15 protein-coding genes are annotated in these 18657 nt (G+C 37.1%); 8 read left to right on the plus strand and 7 right to left on the minus strand.

The window, feature by feature from the left end; genetic code table 11:
- Positions 1–10 precede the first annotated feature (10 nt).
- From ACFIKN_RS06910 to lpxB, 7 genes are all read left to right on the plus strand, one after another.
- The gene (locus tag ACFIKN_RS06910; protein ID WP_375631234.1) at positions 11–1159 is read left to right on the plus strand and encodes an RIP metalloprotease; all 1149 of its coding nucleotides are present in this window, start codon (positions 11–13) and stop codon (positions 1157–1159) included.
- Positions 1160–1370: 211 nt separating this feature from the next.
- The gene (gene bamA / locus ACFIKN_RS06915; RefSeq protein WP_375654509.1) at positions 1371–3767 is read left to right on the plus strand and encodes an outer membrane protein assembly factor BamA; all 2397 of its coding nucleotides are present in this window, start codon (positions 1371–1373) and stop codon (positions 3765–3767) included.
- 65 nt (positions 3768–3832) lie between these two features.
- Complete coding sequence (gene lpxD, locus ACFIKN_RS06920; protein ID WP_273790671.1) at positions 3833–4879, plus strand: UDP-3-O-(3-hydroxymyristoyl)glucosamine N-acyltransferase; 1047 nt, start codon at positions 3833–3835, stop codon at positions 4877–4879.
- A 1-nt stretch (position 4880) separates the two neighbouring features.
- A complete protein-coding gene (gene fabZ / locus ACFIKN_RS06925; protein WP_273790672.1) occupies positions 4881–5348 on the plus strand; it encodes a 3-hydroxyacyl-ACP dehydratase FabZ in 468 nt (155 codons plus the stop codon).
- A gap of 24 nt (positions 5349–5372) precedes the next feature.
- The gene (gene lpxA / locus ACFIKN_RS06930) at positions 5373–6197 is read left to right on the plus strand and encodes an acyl-ACP--UDP-N-acetylglucosamine O-acyltransferase (protein WP_273790673.1); all 825 of its coding nucleotides are present in this window, start codon (positions 5373–5375) and stop codon (positions 6195–6197) included.
- Positions 6198–6199: 2 nt separating this feature from the next.
- Positions 6200–7072, plus strand: a complete 873-nt coding sequence (locus tag ACFIKN_RS06935) for an LpxI family protein (RefSeq protein WP_273790674.1) — start codon at positions 6200–6202, stop codon at positions 7070–7072.
- On the plus strand, positions 7065–8252 hold the full coding sequence (gene lpxB / locus ACFIKN_RS06940) for a lipid-A-disaccharide synthase (protein WP_375631233.1): 1188 nt from the start codon (positions 7065–7067) through the stop codon (positions 8250–8252). Before ACFIKN_RS06935 ends, lpxB begins: the two co-directional genes overlap by 8 nt.
- Positions 8253–8282: 30 nt before the next feature.
- On the opposite strand, the gene ACFIKN_RS06945 is transcribed toward lpxB, so the two are convergent.
- From ACFIKN_RS06945 to gltX, 7 genes are all read right to left on the minus strand, one after another.
- Positions 8283–9056: an amino acid ABC transporter ATP-binding protein gene (locus tag ACFIKN_RS06945; protein ID WP_273790676.1), complete on the minus strand. Its 774-nt coding sequence runs from the start codon at positions 9054–9056 to the stop codon at positions 8283–8285.
- 79 nt (positions 9057–9135) lie between these two features.
- Positions 9136–9843 (minus strand): ABC transporter permease, encoded by a 708-nt coding sequence (locus tag ACFIKN_RS06950; RefSeq protein ID WP_273790677.1) that lies wholly within the window; start codon positions 9841–9843, stop codon positions 9136–9138.
- Positions 9840–10562 carry an ABC transporter permease gene (locus ACFIKN_RS06955; RefSeq protein WP_375658130.1) on the minus strand — a complete coding sequence of 241 codons (723 nt, stop codon included), beginning with the start codon at positions 10560–10562 and terminating at the stop codon, positions 9840–9842. Before ACFIKN_RS06955 ends, ACFIKN_RS06950 begins: the two co-directional genes overlap by 4 nt.
- A gap of 79 nt (positions 10563–10641) precedes the next feature.
- A complete protein-coding gene (locus ACFIKN_RS06960) occupies positions 10642–11394 on the minus strand; it encodes a transporter substrate-binding domain-containing protein (RefSeq protein WP_375631231.1) in 753 nt (250 codons plus the stop codon).
- 339 nt (positions 11395–11733) lie between these two features.
- Positions 11734–12486, minus strand: a complete 753-nt coding sequence (locus ACFIKN_RS06965) for a transporter substrate-binding domain-containing protein (RefSeq protein ID WP_375631230.1) — start codon at positions 12484–12486, stop codon at positions 11734–11736.
- Positions 12487–13220: 734 nt separating this feature from the next.
- Positions 13221–14516: a citrate synthase gene (gene gltA, locus ACFIKN_RS06970; RefSeq protein WP_273790681.1), complete on the minus strand. Its 1296-nt coding sequence runs from the start codon at positions 14514–14516 to the stop codon at positions 13221–13223.
- 262 nt (positions 14517–14778) lie between these two features.
- On the minus strand, positions 14779–16209 hold the full coding sequence (gene gltX / locus ACFIKN_RS06975) for a glutamate--tRNA ligase (protein WP_375658131.1): 1431 nt from the start codon (positions 16207–16209) through the stop codon (positions 14779–14781).
- A 111-nt stretch (positions 16210–16320) separates the two neighbouring features.
- On the opposite strand from gltX, the gene ACFIKN_RS06980 reads away from it, so the two are divergent.
- Positions 16321–18579: a ComEC/Rec2 family competence protein gene (locus ACFIKN_RS06980; RefSeq protein WP_375658132.1), complete on the plus strand. Its 2259-nt coding sequence runs from the start codon at positions 16321–16323 to the stop codon at positions 18577–18579.
- The last annotated feature ends 78 nt before the right edge of the window (positions 18580–18657 follow it).

Below are 18657 nucleotides of genomic sequence, written 5' to 3' on the forward strand. Positions count from 1 at the left end.
AGAAGATCGTTTGGAACTTTTAAATCATATCGTCACTATGGGTGATTTTCTTTTAAGAAGTTTGAGTATTCTTTTCATCATTATGATTATCATTTTTGTGCACGAATTTGGGCATTATCTCATTGGTCGGTGGTGTGGTATTAAGGCGTTAATTTTTTCGCTTGGATTTGGACCAGAAATAGCGAGTTATACAGATAAGCATGGCACGAAGTGGCGTTTAGCACTTATCCCCTTAGGAGGTTATGTAAAATTTGTTGGGGATGAGGAAAAAATCGATACGGAATCATTCCAATCATCTCTGATTGTTGATGGTTCATTTGCTAGTGCGCATGCTTGGAAAAAAGCAGCAACTGTTTTTGCCGGTCCTTTCTTCAATGCCCTTTTTACTGTTGTTATTCTAACATTTTTTTTCTTTATCTATGGTCGTGTAGCCATTGAGCCCGTTGTTGGTTCTTTGGTAAAAGATAGCCCTGCTCTTCAATCCGGTTTGGAATTAGGTGATCGTTTTGTTGAAATGGATGGACGACGGGTTGAAAGCTTTGAAGATTTGATGAATTATGTAGCTTTTCATGGAAGAGAACCCATAGAGTTTAAAATAGAACGCATGGGGCGAGTCTTTACAACCATGATTACCCCGAAAGTCGTTGAGCGAGATGATGGATTTGGTAATCGAACACGAAGTGCTATGATAGGTGTAGGTGTTCCTGTTGATTTAAATAATCCAGCACATTTAGATCCAACTTATATAAAACATATTCGCTATGGTTTTGTAACAGCTGTAAGAGAAGCGTCAGACCGTACTGTGTTTATCGCCACTCAAACCGTTCTTTTTATGAGTCGTTTAATAGGAGGAAAAGAGGATCGTTGTCGGCTAAGTGGACCTTCTAAAACCGTTAAAATTGCTTGGAAAGTGAGCGAGACAGGTTTTATCTCTTTGTTGAATTTGGCAGCTTTTCTTTCAATAAGTGTTGGGCTTATTAACCTTTTTCCGATTCTACCGCTTGACGGTGGGCATCTTTTATTGCATGTCATTGAGGTCATTACTGGGAGGAGAATATCTACCAAAATTCAGGGAATTGTTTTTCGTTTAGGTTTTTCCATTCTTCTCCTTTTTATGATCTTTGTCTTTTTTAATGATTATTTTTGTTGGTTTAGCTAATTAAATTATGGAAAACGCTTTATAAATTAAGTAATAATAGCAAAAACAAATTTAAGGTTGTTTACCATGTCTACAAAATGTTGTGGCGTTGTAGATTATAATGAGTAATTAAGGAATGAAAAGTCTCGCTGTAAAGCTGTAAAAAGGTTGTTATGGCAGTTAGCTTTTTAAGGCATCATGTCCAAGGAACGAGAGTAAGGTAAAAAAGCCAATGACTACGAATTCAAAGTTTTTAAATGCAGCATCTGTATTGGTGTTAAAGATGGGGATGATTGCCCCAGCAACGGTTTTTATGTCAATTGCTGCGGTCGGAGAAATACAAGCGTCTGTAGTCCGCTCTATTGAGGTTCGTGGGAATAAGTTTGTAAGTTCTCAGGCGATTCGAGACAATATGGGGATTAAGGTTGGGCAAGGTGTTTCCAGTGGTGATGTTGATATTGCTGTGAAGAACCTTTTCGAATTGGGTTTATTTTATGATGTTAAAATAAATCCGGTGGGTGATAAATTGGTTGTATTCGTAAAAGAATATGAGGTTGTCAATCAAATATTGTTTCAAGGAAATAAATCTTTTAAAGACCCAGATCTTAAGCGGTTTATTTCTTTAAAACCGAATGAGCCTTTTAATTCTGCTAAGCTTTCTGCTGATATAAATACAATTCGTGAGGCTTATAAAACTCTTGGTCGTAATAATATCACTGTTAACGTTCAAACGATTAACCTTGGAAAAGGGCGGGTTAATGTGGTATTTAATGTCGTTGAAGGGAAAAAAACAAAGATTGGTGATATCACTTTTAAGGGCAATAGTGTCTTTGGAAGTCGCCGTTTGCGTGATGTGATTTCAACAAAAACTTCAGGAATTTTTTCGAAGTTGTTGGGAGGTGATGTTTACAGTGAAGAGCGCCTCGCTGTTGATGAAGAAGCTTTACGTCGCTTTTATTATAACCGTGGTTATGCAGATTTTCGTGTAGTCTCTTCTAAAGCAACTTTTGATGCAGCAAGCAATACGTATAAAATTTCTTTCGTTCTTGATGAGGGTGCGCTCTATAAAATTAGCGATATTCAGGTTGAAAGTGATGTTGATGGAATTGACGTTCAATCTGTGAAAAGGGTGCTTAAAACCCAGCCAGGTAATGTTTATAGTGCAGAAGATATTGAACAGTCTGTTGCAACTATTAATAACAAAGTTGCTGATTCGGGATATGCTTTTGCTAAAGTTGAACCGCGGGGAAATCGTAATTTAGCAAATCATACAATTTCAATTTTATATAATATTGAACAGGGTACACGTGCTTATATTCAACGTATTGATATACGTGGCAATGAGAAAACGCGTGATTACGTCATTCGCCGTGAGATTGATTTAAATGAAGGAGATGCTTACAATCAAACTTTACTACAGCGGGCGAAACGTCGTCTAGAAAGTTTAGGTTTCTTCAAAGCCGTTAATATTTCAATGGTTCCCACAGATCAATCTGACCAAGTTGTTTTGGTAATAGATGTCGTTGAAGCTTCAACAGGAGATCTCTCTCTTTCTGGAGGGTATACAACAGGGGGAACAAGTCCTGGTATGTCACTTGAAGTTTCTGTTACTGAACGTAATCTTGGGGGACGTGGTCAATATGTTCGTTTAGGATTAGGTGCGGGGCAAGAAAAATCTCGTAATTATAATTTATCATTTGTTGATCCTTATTTCTTAGGATATCGTTTATCTGCTGGCGTTGATGTTTTTCGTAGTACTTATCGTGCTGATAAAGCCTATGATGTACGGCAGACAGGTGGATCGCTGCGGTTTTCGTTACCTATTAATAATCAATTATCTGCTAATGTAGCTTATTCTTATGTGCAGGAAGAATATGATTTTGGCGGAGAGTATGATTTTGACAAAGAGGGTGACATAATAGAATTATATGGGAAATATTCTGGTGCGATTGTTCAAGCTGCAAAACACAGCCCTTGGAAACGTTCATCAATTAGTTATGGTTTCACCTATAATACGATTGATGATATGAGATCCCCCCATGATGGGTGGTACGTGCATCTGCTTCAGGAATATGCAGGGCTTGGTGGGAGTGCAAAGTTCTTGAAGACCACGGGTAAGGCGATGATGTACAAGACTCTTTCTGACCAGAAGGATATCGTTGGTTTGCTTTCCTTTGGGGGTGGTTATATCCATGAAGTAGGCAAAGAAGGTGTTCGTATTTTCGATATGTTTAAAGTAAATTCTGATATGATTCGAGGGTTCAAATATAATGGAATAGGTCCGCGCCAGGTTTCCAGTAAGGGTGAGGTTTATTTCTTGGGGGGAACGACATATATGAATGCGACTGCTGAAGTACAGTTTCCTATCCCTGTTGTGCCTGAAGGATTCGGGTTGCGCGGTGCTTTATTTGCGGATATTGCCACGCTTTATGGCAATAATTATAAAGCCGTTTTTCAGGGTGAACCGTCTGTTACCAATACCAAAAGTGCTTGGCGTTCATCTGCAGGTGTGAGTTTGATGTGGGATTCTCCGTTTGGTCCTTTGCGTTTTGATTATGCTTGGCCAATAACGAAGCAGGAAGGTGATCGTTTGCAACAATTGAACTTTGGTATTTCTACGAAGTTCTGATTTGAGCGATTTTAAGAAGGAAAAATTTGAAGAGAATAGCTTAAGCTGGGAGAGAAAGTGTTTTGATGGCGGATACATTTTTTTTTACGCCGTCCCGACGATTGACAGTTGCAAATGCTGCTGAGTTGACGGGTGCAAAGCTTCTTAATCCAGAGTTTTCTCATAAAGTTATCAATACTCTTTCTTCACTTGAGAGTGCGGTGGAAGGTTCGCTTGTTTTTGTAGAGCATCGGAAGTTTTCTGATGCTTTACTGGACAGTTCTGCTGTTGCTGTTTTGTGTACGAATGAGATTGTTTTTAAAGTTCCCGAAACTATGGCAATTTTGGTGACATCCACACCACAGCGTGACTTTGCTCAGATTGGTCGTATTTTGTTTCCAGATTCTGTCAAGCCAATGCCTTGGTTGGGGCAGAAGGGGATTTCATTACATGCGCATATTCATCCAACGGCTAAGTTGGCACATGATGTGTGTATTGAAGCTGGAGCTGTTATTGGTAAAAATGTTGAGATTGGTGCAGGAACTCTTATTTCATCCACAGCTGTTATCGGTGAAAATTGCCGTATTGGATGTGACTGCTATATTGCTCCTAAGGTAACAGTTCAGTGTTCTATAATAGGTGATAAGGTTCAGCTTTATCCTGGCGTTTGCATTGGACAAGATGGTTTTGGTTATGTTGGAGGTGGAGTTGGAATCGAGAAAATTCCACAGCTTGGTCGTGTTATTATTGAGGATGGTGTAGAAGTTGGTGCGAACACGACAATTGATCGTGGGACATTTCAAGATACTGTTATTGGTGAAGGAAGCAAGATTGATAATCTTGTACAAATTGCCCACAATGTAAAAATTGGCCGCTATTGTCTTATTGCCGCTCAATGTGGCATTGCGGGAAGTACATCTATAGGGGATATGTCTCAGCTTGGCGGAAGTGTGGGAGTAGCTGATCACATCATAATAGGTAAATCTGTTCAGATTGCTGCTCGTAGTGGTGTTATGAATGACATTCCGGATGGCGAAAAATGGGGAGGTAGTCCAGCGCGACCATTTAAACAATGGTTTCGTGAAGTAGCGGCGTTGCGCAGTATGGGAAAAGTTAAAAAGGAGAAACGCTGATATGATCAGCAGTGAAAAAACTAAAAACTTAGAGGCTGTCGATATTGAAAAACTATTATCAATATTACCGCACCGTTATCCATTTTTATTGATTGATCGTATCGTTGATATTGATGGTGAACAAGAAGCGATTGGTATTAAAAATATAACGATTAATGAGCCACATTTTACGGGACATTTTCCCGCAAAGCCTGTTATGCCTGGAGTTTTGATTTTAGAAGCTATGGCACAAACGGCAGGAGCAATAGCACTTTTAAATTTAGGCAATAAGCAAACAAATTTAGTTTACCTTATGACGGTTGATAATGCGAAATTTCGTAAGCCGGTTATGCCTGGTGATCAGCTCAAGATTCATGTTCAGCTTTTGAAAAAAAGATCTGGTATGAGACGTTTTTCATGTGTTGCAAAAGTAGAAGATGTCCGCGTCGCTGAAGCAGAAATTGCTGCGATGATTGTCGAAGAAGAATAAACGATATTTGATGGGAATTTAAAAATGTCCGGTACGAAAATCCATCCAACTGCTCTTGTGGAGAAGGGAGCGCAGCTTGGTGAGAATGTACGCGTTGGACCATTTTGCCATATTAGTTCAGAGGCTGTTATTGGTGATGAATGTAGTTTGACAAGTCATGTTGTAATAATGGGAAAGACAACATTAGGAGCCAAGAGTAAAGTATTTTCTCATGCTGTTTTGGGGGCAGATCCGCAAAATAATAAACATAAAGGAGGAGCTACAACTCTTTTTATTGGTAAGAATTGTACGATTCGTGAAGGTGTAACAATGCATAGGGGTTCCGATTCGAGTGTAGGAATGACAGTTGTTGGTGATAATTGCCAATTTTTTTGTTATGCGCATATCGCTCACGATTGTTATGTAGGCAATCATGTAACATTTGCCAATAACGCAATGATTGCTGGTCATGTCACTGTTGGTGATTATGTGATTATTGGTGGTGGTGCTGCTGTTCATCAATTTGTTCGTGTTGGACATCATGCATTTATCGGCGGCGTATCTGCACTGGTTGGTGATCTGATACCTTATGGAACAGCTGTTGGTGTGCAGGCAAAACTTGCCGGCCTCAATATTATTGGCATGAAGCGTGCAGGACTTGAGCGTCAAGATATTCATGCACTCCGTCATGCAGTTGCCATGCTTTTTGATCATAGCAAACCATTTAAAGAGCGTGTTAGTGATGTTGCTTCTTTTTATTCTTCTTCTCAGTCTGTTTCTGAAGTTGTTAATTTTATTAAAGAAGAAGGAAAGCGTTTTTATTGTACACCAAAATTTGAAGGTGATAAAATAAAAGAACATAAGGATTAAAAATGCCTATTTGGGGAGCCAGAAGTTTTCTTTCCGGCCGTACTGCTATTATAGCAGGAAATGGTGTTCTACCGATTACTGTTGCGCAGACTCTTGAGAAGAATGGAGAAAATCCTTTTCTTGTGCTTTTGCATGGTGAGGCAGATTCTGTTCTTTATCGCTATGAGCATTGCGAGCTATCAATTGTAGAGTTAGCGCGACTCGTTAAAATTTTAAAAGAGGCTGGTGTATATAATGTTGTTTTGGCAGGTGGTGTGAAAAAGCGTCCACTTCTTAAACAATTGCGACTGGACTGGACAACATTTTTAGCTCTTCCTAAGTTAATCGGAGCTTTGAAGAGGGGAGACGATGCGTTATTAAAAGCTTTTATACGGGTTATTGAAGCACACGGTTTTTGTGTTATCGGTGCTCACGAAATAGTCCCAGATCTTTTAGCTCCCATAGAATTTAATTTAACAGTACGGCGCGCTACTCCAAAAGAGAAAAAAGATATTTTTTTAGCAGTAGAAGCAGCAAAGCTTTTAGGTCAATTAGATATCGGGCAAGCCGTTGTCGTTGTCCAAGGAAGGGTGGTTGCTCTGGAGGGTGCTGAGGGAACTGATAATATGTTGTGGCGTGTTTGTGAAATGCGAGAAAGAGGGCAAATTCCCCTTAAAGGTGGCATTCTTGTAAAATGTGCAAAACCACAACAGGATAATCGCGTTGATTTGCCATCAATTGGGCCAGCGACAATAATAAATATTGCAAAGAGTGGTTTATCTGGTGTTGCGGTGGAGGCAAATAGAAGTCTAATATTATCGGTGAAAACAACAATAGAAAAAGCCAACAAATATTCTCTATTTATAGAGACATTTGAAAGGTTTGGTCATGAATAATTGTTTCTTAAAGATTGCTGTGGTTTCAGGTGAGGAATCTGGTGATTTACTTGGGGCCGATTTAATTACTTGTTTATCACAACAGATAGGATGCAATATTCATTTGATTGGTGTTGGGGGGAGGCATTTAAAGGCATTAGGTTTAAAAAGCTTTTTTGATTCCCATGATATTGCTTTAATAGGTTTAAAGGAAGTATTGAAAAAACTACCATTGTTGTTGCTACATATTCGCAATTTATCCAAATTTATTGCACAAGAACAACCTGATTGTTTAATTATTATTGATAGTCCTGATTTTACACATCGTATTGCAAAAAAGGTACGTGCTTTAGCGCCTTCTATTCCTATCATTAAATATATTGCACCAACCGTTTGGGCATGGAGGCCAGAGCGTGCAAAAGCTATGCGTGGATTTGTTGATCATGTTTTAGCGGTTTTTCCTTTTGAAGAAAAGATTATGCAAGATTTGGGAGGTCCTGCCACGACCTATGTTGGACATCGTCTTTTGACATATCCTCCCCTTTTGAGAGTTCAGTCAGAAAAAAAAAGCCAATTAGAACAAAGAAATTTGATCGATACACAAATATCATCGCCTACATTAGTTATTTTGCCAGGATCACGCAATTTAGAAATTCGTTCCTTAATGCCTATTTTTCGAGAAACAGTAGAGATTCTTGTACAACGTATTCCTCATTTACGTATTATTTTACCAACCTTACCTCATTTGGTAGATAGAATCCGTGATTTTGTGCAAGGCTGGAAAAGCAAGATAGAAATTGTCGTTGGTGAAGATGAAAAATGGCGTGCTTTTGCACAAGCAGATGTTGCTCTTGCGGCACATGGAACTGTTTCACTTGAATTAGCCTTAGCAAAAATTCCTATGGTTCTTTGCTATAAACTTGATCGTTTTTCTAAATTATTTATTTTTCCTAAAATGATGTTATGGAGTGCTGCTCTTCCAAATATTATTGCTGATAAGCCTATTGTTTCGGAATATTTGAATGAATTAATCCGTCCTGGTATGTTAGCAAGACAAGTAGAACAACTTTTGGCTAATCCTTTATTGCGACAGGCACAACTTGATGCCTTTGAGATGGTAGAACAGAAAATGAAAACTGAAGTACCATCAGGGGTTGTTGGCGCACAAACAATTATCGCTCTTTTAAAAAAACAAGAATAAAATTGTATAAATAAAGCAATATTTTAATGATTAATATTTAATTTTAGCAAGAAAATTACAAGCACGTTGGCTTTTAGGATTGGTAAAAAATTCTTCAGAGGCTGTATCTTCAACAATTTTTCCATTTTCTAGAAAGAGTATTCTTTCTGAGACTTTACGTGCGAAGCCCATTTCATGGGTAACACAAAGCATTGTGATCCCTGTGTCGGACAATCGAGCCATCACTTCCAAAACTTCTCCCACACTTTCTGGATCAAGAGCAGAGGTTGGTTCATCAAAAAGCATGACTTCAGGTTCCATACAAAGTGCACGGGCAATCGCAACACGTTGTTGTTGCCCACCAGAAAGTTGTAAAGGATATTTTTCACAGTGTTTTTCAATACCAACATGTGTTAAGTAACGAATTGCCCGTTCTTGTGCTTGTTGTTTGGAAAGCCCTTGAACGGTCATAGGTGCTAAAATACAATTTTGTATAACGCTCATGTGGGGAAATAAATTAAAATTCTGAAAGACCATTCCTATCTTACGAAGAACTTTTTTTTGCTGTTGTATAGGAGCGGTATGGATATCAACGTTATGGATACAGATTGAACCTTTTTGTGCTTGTTCTAATTGATTAATACAACGAATTAACGTTGATTTTCCTGATCCGGATGGTCCACAAATAACGATATGTTCACCAGCTTGAACATTAAAGTTGATATCATGTAGGACCTGAAAGTTTCCATACCATTTATTTAGATTTTGAATAGAGATCACTGGTTTTTTATTGGGAGAGATCGATTTATTATTTTTCAAATTCATCTTATTTTATTCTTTCATTGATGAATAACGTGATTAATTCAACATTTTGGTTTGGTAAAGTTTTTTATGATCATTTTATTTAACGTAAATATCGAGTGAGGCGCTGTTCGATAAAAACAATAAAACGATGAATGAGTTCAACGATAAAGAGATAGATAAGAGCAGCCCAAACGTAAACTTGAAAATCAAAAGTCCGTGAATAAGTGAGTTTAGCAACTCCCATTAAATCATAAACAGTAATAAGTGAGGCAACAGCACTGGATTTAATCATTAAAATCAACTCATTTCCTAGGGGGCGTAATGCTACAATCATTGCTTGTGGAAGAATAACTCTAAAAAATGTGACAGAGTTACTTAAACCTAAAGCTTTTGATGCTTCACGCTGTCCAGTTGTTACGGATAAAAAACTTCCTTTAAAGATCTCAGATTGATAGGCAGCAGAATTGAGTGTAAAAATAAAAAGACAACAATACCACGCGTTTTGAAAAAACCACCATAGTCCCACCTGTTGCCAAAAACTATTCATTGAACCAAGCCCATAATAAAAAAGAAAGAGTTGAGCTAATAAAGGAGAGCCACGGAAAAAATAGACATAAGCATTTGCAAAATATTGTAAAAATGTATTCTTTGATAGACGAGCAAAAGCGATAAGCATACCAAGAAAAAGACCTAGAGAACAAGAGATAGAAACAAGCTCAACAGTAACAATAAAGCCATTAATAAATTTGGGTCCATAATGGCTTAAAAGATCAGGATTAAAAAGGAAATAAAGCCACTCAGGAATCATTGACCTAGCACCTTTTTATAGCCTATTTGAGTGTATGTTTCCAAATGGCGTAAGATTGCAGTAAAAACCGCTGAAAATAACAAATAGAGTAAGCATGCTACAAAATAAAATAGCATGGGTTTATTGGTAGCAGCGACAGCTAAATTCGTTTGTCGCATGAGGTCAACAAGCGCGATGGTAGAAACAAGGGATGTATCTTTCAGTAAAGTAAGCCAATTATTAGAAAGTCCTGGCAAGGCATTTCGGATGAGCTGAGGGAAGACAATACGAAAAAATGTGGTTGACCGTGAAAGTCCTAAAGCTTTAGCCGCTTCATATTGACCTTTATCAAAAATATTAAATGCTCCAAGCCAAACTTCACAAGAAAAAGCTGCAAGAACCATACTAAGTGCAAGAACACCAGCAACAAATGCATTGATACTGAACATGATTTCAAAATTAAAATAGTCAAATAAATTTTGAATAAGGCTTTGTAATCCGTAGTAAACTAAAAACAAAGTTAAAAGCTCTGGTAGCCCACGGAATACTGTTGAAAAGAGGCGTGCCATAGCTTTGGCCATCTTAATATTGGATCGAATCATCACTGCATTGAGAAGTCCTAGAGGAAATCCTAGAAAGCCACAACATAATGCCAATGACAAAGTCATTCCTGCACTGGAAAGTATAACCATTCCCCATCCACCATTGCTAAATGATAGCAATGCTAAATTTTCAATCATTCCTGTGTTCCTCATGAAAGAGTTCGATAATATTTTTTAGCAATAACCAGTAGGTTTCATTTAAATATCATATCGATATTTAATAAACATCACCTGTAAAATACTTTCTCATAATTTTTTCATAAGTTCCATCCAAACGGATTTCTTTTAGCGCCTTATTGAACTTATTTTTAAGTTCATTATTATTTTGACGGACTGCAATTGCAATAGGAAATCTTGTTTCTTCTAGAGTTCCCAAGAGGAGACAGCAATCTTTTCCTTCATTTTTAAGCCAATTTAATGCTTGTAATTTATCAACAATAATCACATCAAGTCGATGATTTAAAAGGTCACGATTCACTTCTATTGTGGAAGGGTAGAGTTTGATTTTCACCTCTTTAGAAGCATAATGATCTTCTGCATAGAAAGCTTGTGTTGTATTTGATTGCACACCAAGATTTTTACCTCTAAAGTCTTGTGTCGAGATTTCTTTAATTCCCGAAGCTTTGGTAACGATAACGGCCAGTGCTGTATCGTAGTAAGGATCTGTGAAGTCAATTTTTTGTAAGCGCTCTTGTGTGAGAGAGAGGGAAGCAATGATAGCATCATATTTTTTTGCAATAAGTCCAGGGATCATTCCCTCGAAGTCTTGTGTAACAATAGTACACTCAACATTCATTTTTTTACAAAGTGCATAAGATATATCAATATCAAGTCCCTGCAATTTATTATTTGAGTCAATATAACTAAAGGGAGGGTAGGTGCCTTCACTCGCAATTTTTAATGTTTTCGCATCAGCCAATTGGGTGAATAGTACGGCGCTTATTATAAGAGCTCCTGCTAATAATTTCATGATGTTCTCCTATTGGATAAGCGGGCAAATATGAAATCATTATGTTTTTATAATCTGTAAGCTTTTTTGGAGCAATTCAAAAATTTATTGATGCTTATTTTAGATCATTATGTTGGGCATTATTATCAAAAAATTAGATTTTGATACGATAAAAATACAACTTTATCGTTGTCATTAGATTCTATAAAGTGTTTAAATATTGAGGAACAATTAAAAATTATTTTGATAAATGTAAATTTTCTTATAGAAATGCCGAATTTCCAATTATACCTGCATGTCCAATAAAGAGTTAAAGATACTCCTTAAATATACAGATTGAATTTTAATTCATAGTGAGATCTAATCGATATCGAAAGTAAAATATTTTCTCATAATTTTCTCATAGGTTCCATCGGCGCGGATTTCTTCTATTGCTTTATTAAAACTGTTTTTAAGATCATTATTATTTTGACGGAGTGCAATTGCAATAGGAAAATTTGTTTTTTCTAGAGTTCCCAAGAGGAGACAGCAGTCTTTTCCTTCATTTTCAAGCCAATTTAATGCTTTTAATTTATCAAAGATGATGATATCAAGCCGATGGCTTAAAAGATCACGATTAACTTCTGCTGCTGTAGGATAAAGTTTGATATTAACTCCTTCAGAGGCATAATGATCTTCCGCATATGCAGCTTGTGTTGTATTTGATTGTACACCAAGGTTTTTACCTCTAAAGGCTTGTGTTGAGATTTCTTTAATTTCCGAATTTTTGGTAACAATAACAGCGAGTGCTGTATTGTAGTAAGGATCTGTAAAATCAATTTTTTGTAAGCGCTCTTTTGTAGGAGAAAGGGAAGAAACAATAGCATCGTATTTTTTGGCAAGAAGACCGGGAATCATCCCCTCGAAGTCTTGTGTGACAATAGTACATTCAACATTCATTTTTTTGCAAAGAGCATAAGATATATCAATATCAAACCCTTGTAGTTCGTTATTTGAGTCAATATAACTAAATGGCGGATAAGAAGCATCGCTTGCAATTTTCAGCGTTTGAGAATTGGCCGATAGGGTAAATAGTGTCGCGCTTATTATAAGAGCTCCTGCTAATAATTTCATTATGTTCTCCTATTAGATAAGCTGGCAAATATGAAACCATCATGAATTTTTATAATCTGTAAGCTCTTTTGGAGCAATGTAAAAAATTTATCTGTGGTCATTTTGCTATCATTATGCTGAATATCATTGTCAAAAAATAATTTCTTTTTATCAAGTATGGGAATAAAAAATACAGGAAAGAAGGATACCTCTATTGATTATATGATTTAATGATTTTACTTAAAAAAATCAATAATTTATCTTTAAAAGAAAAACTATTAACTTAAATACAAAGAAAATTTCAGCTCTTAACAGGACAAAATGTAAAGTATTTTTATTCGAATCTATTTGAAGAGGGATAAGAAGTTTTGGCATCTTAGAAAAGCACTTAATGTAAGCCTTTTGCAATTTTATCTGAAGAAGATAGAAAGAAAAATTCTGACATTGCTAGATTTTAATATGTAATAGGGCTTTTAAACATGGGGGAATGATAGGGAATACATTTCTATTAAAGATAATGAGGATTATAAGGTAAAATTTTCAATTTCTTTTTGCTAAATGTTTGGCTAATTCGCAGAAAAGTATTCTCAATTTCTTTACAGAGCTAAAACTTAGAATTTTTTAGTAAATTTTTATGATGATGTTATCTCTGTAGAAAGAGTTTTAAAATCACGTTTTATAAAAATTCTTAAAGGATGTTTTTTGATTACTCTCAATAAAGCTTCAGTAAATTGAAGCTTTATTGATCTCTTTTTTTAATTTGCACGTTCATCTATAGGAACATAGTCACGCATAGCATAGCCTGTGTAGAGTTGTCGAGGACGACCAATTTTTTGTGCAGGGTCTTCAATCATTTCTTTCCATTGTGCCACCCACCCGACACTGCGCGCCAATGCAAAAAGGACAGTAAACATTTCAGTTGGAAAACCTAGAGCTTTTAATGTAATGCCGGAATAGAAATCAACATTGGGATAAAGCTTTTTCTCAATAAAATATTCATCACTTAAGGCAATTTTTTCAAGCTCTATTGCAATATCAAGAAGAGGGTCATCTTGAATGTTGAGTTCTTTTAAAACTTTATGACAGGTTTTTTGCATGATTTTTGCACGTGGATCATAATTTTTATAGACACGGTGCCCAAAGCCCATAAGGCGGAAAGGATCATTTTTATCTTTTGCACGTGCAATAAATTCAGGAATTCTTTTAATAGAACCTATTTCTTGTAGCATTTTTAGACATGCTTCATTGGCACCACCATGTGCTGGTCCCCAAAGGCATGCAACTCCTGCTGCAATACAGGCAAACGGATTAGCACCCGAGGATCCAGCAAGACGTACCGTAGATGTAGAAGCATTTTGTTCATGATCTGCATGAAGGATAAAGATTTGATCCATCGCCCGAGCAAGCACAGGGTTTGTTTTATATTCTTCACAAGGAACTGCAAAGCACATATGGAGGAAATTTGCAGCATAATTAAGATCATTACGTGGATAAACAAATGCTTGTCCGATACTGTATTTATAGGCCATAGCAGCAAGCGTTGGAACTTTTGAGATAAGACGAACAGAAGCAATCATTCTCTGGTGAGGATCTGTAATATCAATAGAGTCGTGATAGAACGCAGACATAGCGCCAAGGCAGGCAACCATGACGGCCATAGGATGAGAATCACGACGGAAGCCATGGAAGAAGCGTGCAAACTGTTCGTGTACCATGGTATGCTGCATAATACATCGATCAAATTCATTTTTTTCTTGCTGTGTTGGGAGTTCACCATAAAGTAAAAGATAACAACTTTCGAGAAAGTCTCCTTTTTCAGCCAATTGATCAATAGGATAACCACGATAAAGCAATATACCTTTATCACCATCGATATAAGTAATTTTTGATTCACAAGAAGCTGTTGAAGTAAAACCAGGATCATAAGTAAAAATATCGGTTTTTTTGTAGAGAGAAGCAATTTCAATGACTTCAGGTCCACTCGTGCCTTTACGCAAGGGAAGCTCTACTTTTTTATCATTCACAATAATATATGCGTTATTCTCAGACATTCGGTATTCCTTTCAGATCCTTCACTTCTAAAAATTAAGACTCTGCTTCATCAGAGTGGGGGATGTATAACTGAAGCTTTTCTTACTTATATTAAGGGTAGATTGCCTCTAAAAGTGAGTACATGCAATCTAAAAATATTTCCTTATTGATCATTATTACTCAATAAGAAATGTATTTCAATGATATAACATAAAAAACTCTTTTAGGGCGCGTTGAGATATCTGTATAGATCCTTATTTGAGGAAATATACTCAGTGCACATCATGGGCATATTGTTGTGATAAGTTGGTCCTTGATGCGATGAAGGGATTCATCGCGTCCTAATAAAATAAGAATATCCAAAACACCTGGTGATGTTGCACATCCTGTAAGAGCTGCGCGAAGTGGTTGGGCGATAGATCCAAATTTGAGATTCTGTGTTTGGACAAAAGAGCGAAGTGTTTCATCTAGAGTTTTTGTATCCCAAGAGGGGCACGCTTTCAGAGCAAGATAAAGATCGTTTAAAATGGTTCGTCCATTTTTATCTAAGAGCATTTGAGCTTTTTCATCAAGTTGTAAAGGTCGTTGCGTAAAAATGAAGGAGGCATTGTCAATCAGTTCGCACAGTGTTTTTGAACGTTCTTTCAAATGCGGGATTGCTTTTAAAAATTGAACACGGCGTTTTTCATCAAGTTTTTCAATAATTTGTGCTCCCCTATCGGTTTCTGGTAGAATATTAAGAGCGGCATCAAAAAGTTCTTGATCATTACTCATACGCATATAGTGTCCGTTGATGGAATCGAGCTTTTTGAGATCAAAACGAGCAGCACCTTTGTTAATATCCTCAATATCAAACCAAGAAATCATATCTTTAAGTGACATCAGTTCGTCATCACCATGACTCCAACCTAAACGGACAAGGTAATTGCGCAAAGCAGCAGGAAGATATCCCATTGTTCGGTAGGCATCAACACCGAGCGCACCATGTCGCTTTGATAATTTTGCACCGTTTTCACCATGGATAAGAGGAATATGGGCCATAACAGGAATGTCCCATCCCATTGCTTTAAAGATAATCGTTTGTCGGGCTGCGTTGGTAAGATGATCGTCACCACGTATAATATGTGTGATGCCCATATCATGATCATCAACGACAACAGCATGCATATAGGTAGGCGAACCATCAGAACGCAAAATAATGAAGTCATCGAGATCTTTATTAGGAAAACGGACATCACCTTGAACGCGATCATGTACAATCGTTTCTCCATCTTGAGGGGCTTTGATGCGAATAACAGGCTTAACACCTTTAGGAGCTTCAGAACTATCACGGTCGCGCCAACGTCCATCATAACGTGGTGGGCGCCCTTCTGCACGGGCTTTTTCACGCATTTCAGCTAACTCTTCAGGTGAAGCATAACAATAATATGCTTTACCATTCTTGACCAACTGTTCAGCGATTTGGCGGTGACGTTCTGCACGTTCGAATTGCGAAATAGGGGCGCCATCGTAACTAAGACCCATCCAGTGCAAGCCATCTATAATGGCTTTTACAGCTGCTTCTGTTGAACGCTCTCGGTCTGTATCTTCAATTCGTAAAAGCATTTTTCCACCGGTATGTTTTGCATAAAGCCAATTAAAAAGAGCAGTACGAGCACCACCAATATGAAGGAAGCCAGTGGGTGAAGGGGCAAAACGAGTAATAACAGACACGAATATTTTCCTTTAAACTAAGATATTACTTATGGAATTTTATAGAAAAGTCATGTTAGCATAAGTGATGGGGCGTGCAATAGCCGTATTGCGAGTTAAAGTGGGGGACTGATGTTTTATAAAAGTAAAGAGGGTTTATCCGAAAAATCTGTTACAGAAGGAAAAAAGCCATGTCAGATAGGGCAGAGTGTTTTTTCTAGATATGATGATGCAAAGAACGGTAGCTATAACCAACAAAAACTTTTTTTATTGACACTCTTAAAAGAAGTAATCATTTTTTTTCGCAAATGGTTAGAAGATTGTATCAATAAAGAAGTTTCTTTTGGTATCCTTTTTTCGCTGATTTTAGTCTTTTTTGCCCTAGGAATCATTTTCTATTTTCATTTAGAGTGGGAACCAAGTTGGGGACAATTGGGGGCGTTGGTCAGTATTTTTCTGGGAATATTCTATGTTGCACGTTTTTATCGAAAAATATGGATTCCCGTGGGGTTTCTGTTTTGTATTATATTGGGTGCTTTAGCGGCAAAAATAGAAACGTGGCGTATTGCAACACCCATGCTAAGCAGTGACATTGTCACTACATTGACGGGAAGAATTGTTTCTATTGAGTCAGGTGCCAAAGGAGGATTTCGTTTAGTTTTGGAGATTTTGAATACAGAAAATCCTGTATTACGCCATAGTCTTCATCGTGTTCGTTTATCGGCAAGATATTTGCCATCTGGCTTAGCGATTGGTGATGGACTGCATGGAAAAGTTAAGATTCGTGCATTCTCTGGGCCTGTGCGTCCAGGAGGCTACGATTTTAGTTTTCATAATTATTTTAAAAGAATTGGAGCACAAGGCGTTTATTTAGAAAAACCAAGAAAAATATTCGTTTCGCAGCCTGATGGAATATTCGCTATCATTCTACAGAAAATTGAAAATTTACGCACGAAGATGACACAAAGAATCCATATAGCCCTTGAAGGAGAAAAGGGGAGTGTTGCAGCTGCCCTCATAACAGGGCAGCGTGCTGGTATTTCAAATGAGACAAATGAAGCATTACGTACAGCTGGATTAGCTCATATTTTATCAATATCAGGTTTACATATGGCGTTGTTAAGCGGCATAGTTCTTTTGAGTATCCGTAGTTTTTTAGCATTTTTTCCAGTTTTTTCTTCCTATTATTCCAGTAAAAAATTTGCTGCTATCGTTGCTTTTATGATAACAGCTTTTTATTTGTTATTGTCGGGCTTAGCAATATCAGCGCAAAGAAGTTTTGTGATGATTGCTGTTATGTTGGTTGCTATATTGTGTAATCGCTCTGCTATAACAATGCGTAATTTTTCCATTGCAGGGTTGATAACTCTAGCGATGACACCCCATGAAATATTAGGTCCTAGCTTTCAAATGTCCTTTTCTGCGACTGCTGCTTTGATCGCTTTTTTTGATTGGTGGAGTGGAAGATCATTTTTTCGTAAAAGAAAAACAACTCCCTCTTATGTTGGAGGAGGAGTGATAAATTTTGTTTTCTCATCGATGCTTTCAACATGTGCTTCTTCCTTTGTTGCAGGGAGTGCAAGTGGAATTTATGCTGCTTATCATTTTTCTAATATGGCATCTTTGAGCATTATTAGTAATGCTTTTGCTTTGCCTGTCATCTCAATTTTTGTCATTCCCTTTGGATTAATCGCAGTTCTTGCAATGTTAGGAGGATTCGAATGGCTTCCTCTTCAAATTATGGGTTTTGGAGTTGATCTTGTAATAAAGATTGCACATGCTATCAAGGCTATTTCTCCTGATTTGAATCCTGGTTTTATGCCGTTATCAGCGTTAGTTTTATTGAGTATAGGCTTGGTTGGACTGACTTTTTGCAAAACACCCATCCGGCTCTTTTTTAGTTTGTTTATTTTGGCAGGTATTTCTATTTGTGTAATGCATTCACCTGTACAACTGATTATAGCAGATAATATGCGTCTCGTGGGCGTTATCCATGATAAAAAATTATATATTGATCGTTACCATATTTCTAAGTTCACGACATCCATATGGAAAAAGTCATTTCGTGTGAATGAAACGATTAAACCAACAAAATATGGTCCTTCGTTGCACGGACAATTTATTTGTGATTATCATGTATGTACATCTTTATTGGATAATGGATTAAAAGTGATCGTTTTACAGAGAGAAACAGATCAATGTGTAGAGGCAGATATTATCATTCAGACATTTGTGATGCATAATCCAACTTGTTACAAGAAGGCAAAAATAATATTTATGCCTCAACAATTGTTATCACGAGGAAGCGTTATGATGACCAAAGGTGGAGATATTATTTGGTCTTCTCTAGGGTTTCATAGACCATGGAATATGCACAGACAGCATTCATAAAAACATATAATCGGTCATATTTTGCTTCACATTTGGATAATGGCAAAACAAAAAATAACAGAAGACTTTTCTCATAAT

Source organism: Bartonella sp. CL436QHHD, assembly GCF_042195105.1.
GTDB lineage: Bacteria > Pseudomonadota > Alphaproteobacteria > Rhizobiales > Rhizobiaceae > Bartonella.

Coding starts and splice junctions, on each gene's coding strand:
- lpxA (WP_273790673.1), top strand. CDS start 5,373: ATGTCCGGTACGAAAATCCATCCAACTGCTCTTGTGGAGAAGGGAGCG.
- lpxB (WP_375631233.1), top strand. CDS start 7,065: ATGAATAATTGTTTCTTAAAGATTGCTGTGGTTTCAGGTGAGGAATCT.
- bamA (WP_375654509.1), top strand. CDS start 1,371: ATGACTACGAATTCAAAGTTTTTAAATGCAGCATCTGTATTGGTGTTA.
- ACFIKN_RS06950 (WP_273790677.1), bottom strand. CDS start 9,843: ATGATTCCTGAGTGGCTTTATTTCCTTTTTAATCCTGATCTTTTAAGC.
- ACFIKN_RS06960 (WP_375631231.1), bottom strand. CDS start 11,394: ATGAAATTATTAGCAGGAGCTCTTATAATAAGCGCCGTACTATTCACC.
- ACFIKN_RS06980 (WP_375658132.1), top strand. CDS start 16,321: ATGTTTTATAAAAGTAAAGAGGGTTTATCCGAAAAATCTGTTACAGAA.
- ACFIKN_RS06965 (WP_375631230.1), bottom strand. CDS start 12,486: ATGAAATTATTAGCAGGAGCTCTTATAATAAGCGCGACACTATTTACC.
- lpxD (WP_273790671.1), top strand. CDS start 3,833: ATGGCGGATACATTTTTTTTTACGCCGTCCCGACGATTGACAGTTGCA.
- ACFIKN_RS06945 (WP_273790676.1), bottom strand. CDS start 9,056: ATGAATTTGAAAAATAATAAATCGATCTCTCCCAATAAAAAACCAGTG.
- fabZ (WP_273790672.1), top strand. CDS start 4,881: ATGATCAGCAGTGAAAAAACTAAAAACTTAGAGGCTGTCGATATTGAA.
- ACFIKN_RS06955 (WP_375658130.1), bottom strand. CDS start 10,562: ATGATTGAAAATTTAGCATTGCTATCATTTAGCAATGGTGGATGGGGA.
- ACFIKN_RS06935 (WP_273790674.1), top strand. CDS start 6,200: ATGCCTATTTGGGGAGCCAGAAGTTTTCTTTCCGGCCGTACTGCTATT.
- gltA (WP_273790681.1), bottom strand. CDS start 14,516: ATGTCTGAGAATAACGCATATATTATTGTGAATGATAAAAAAGTAGAG.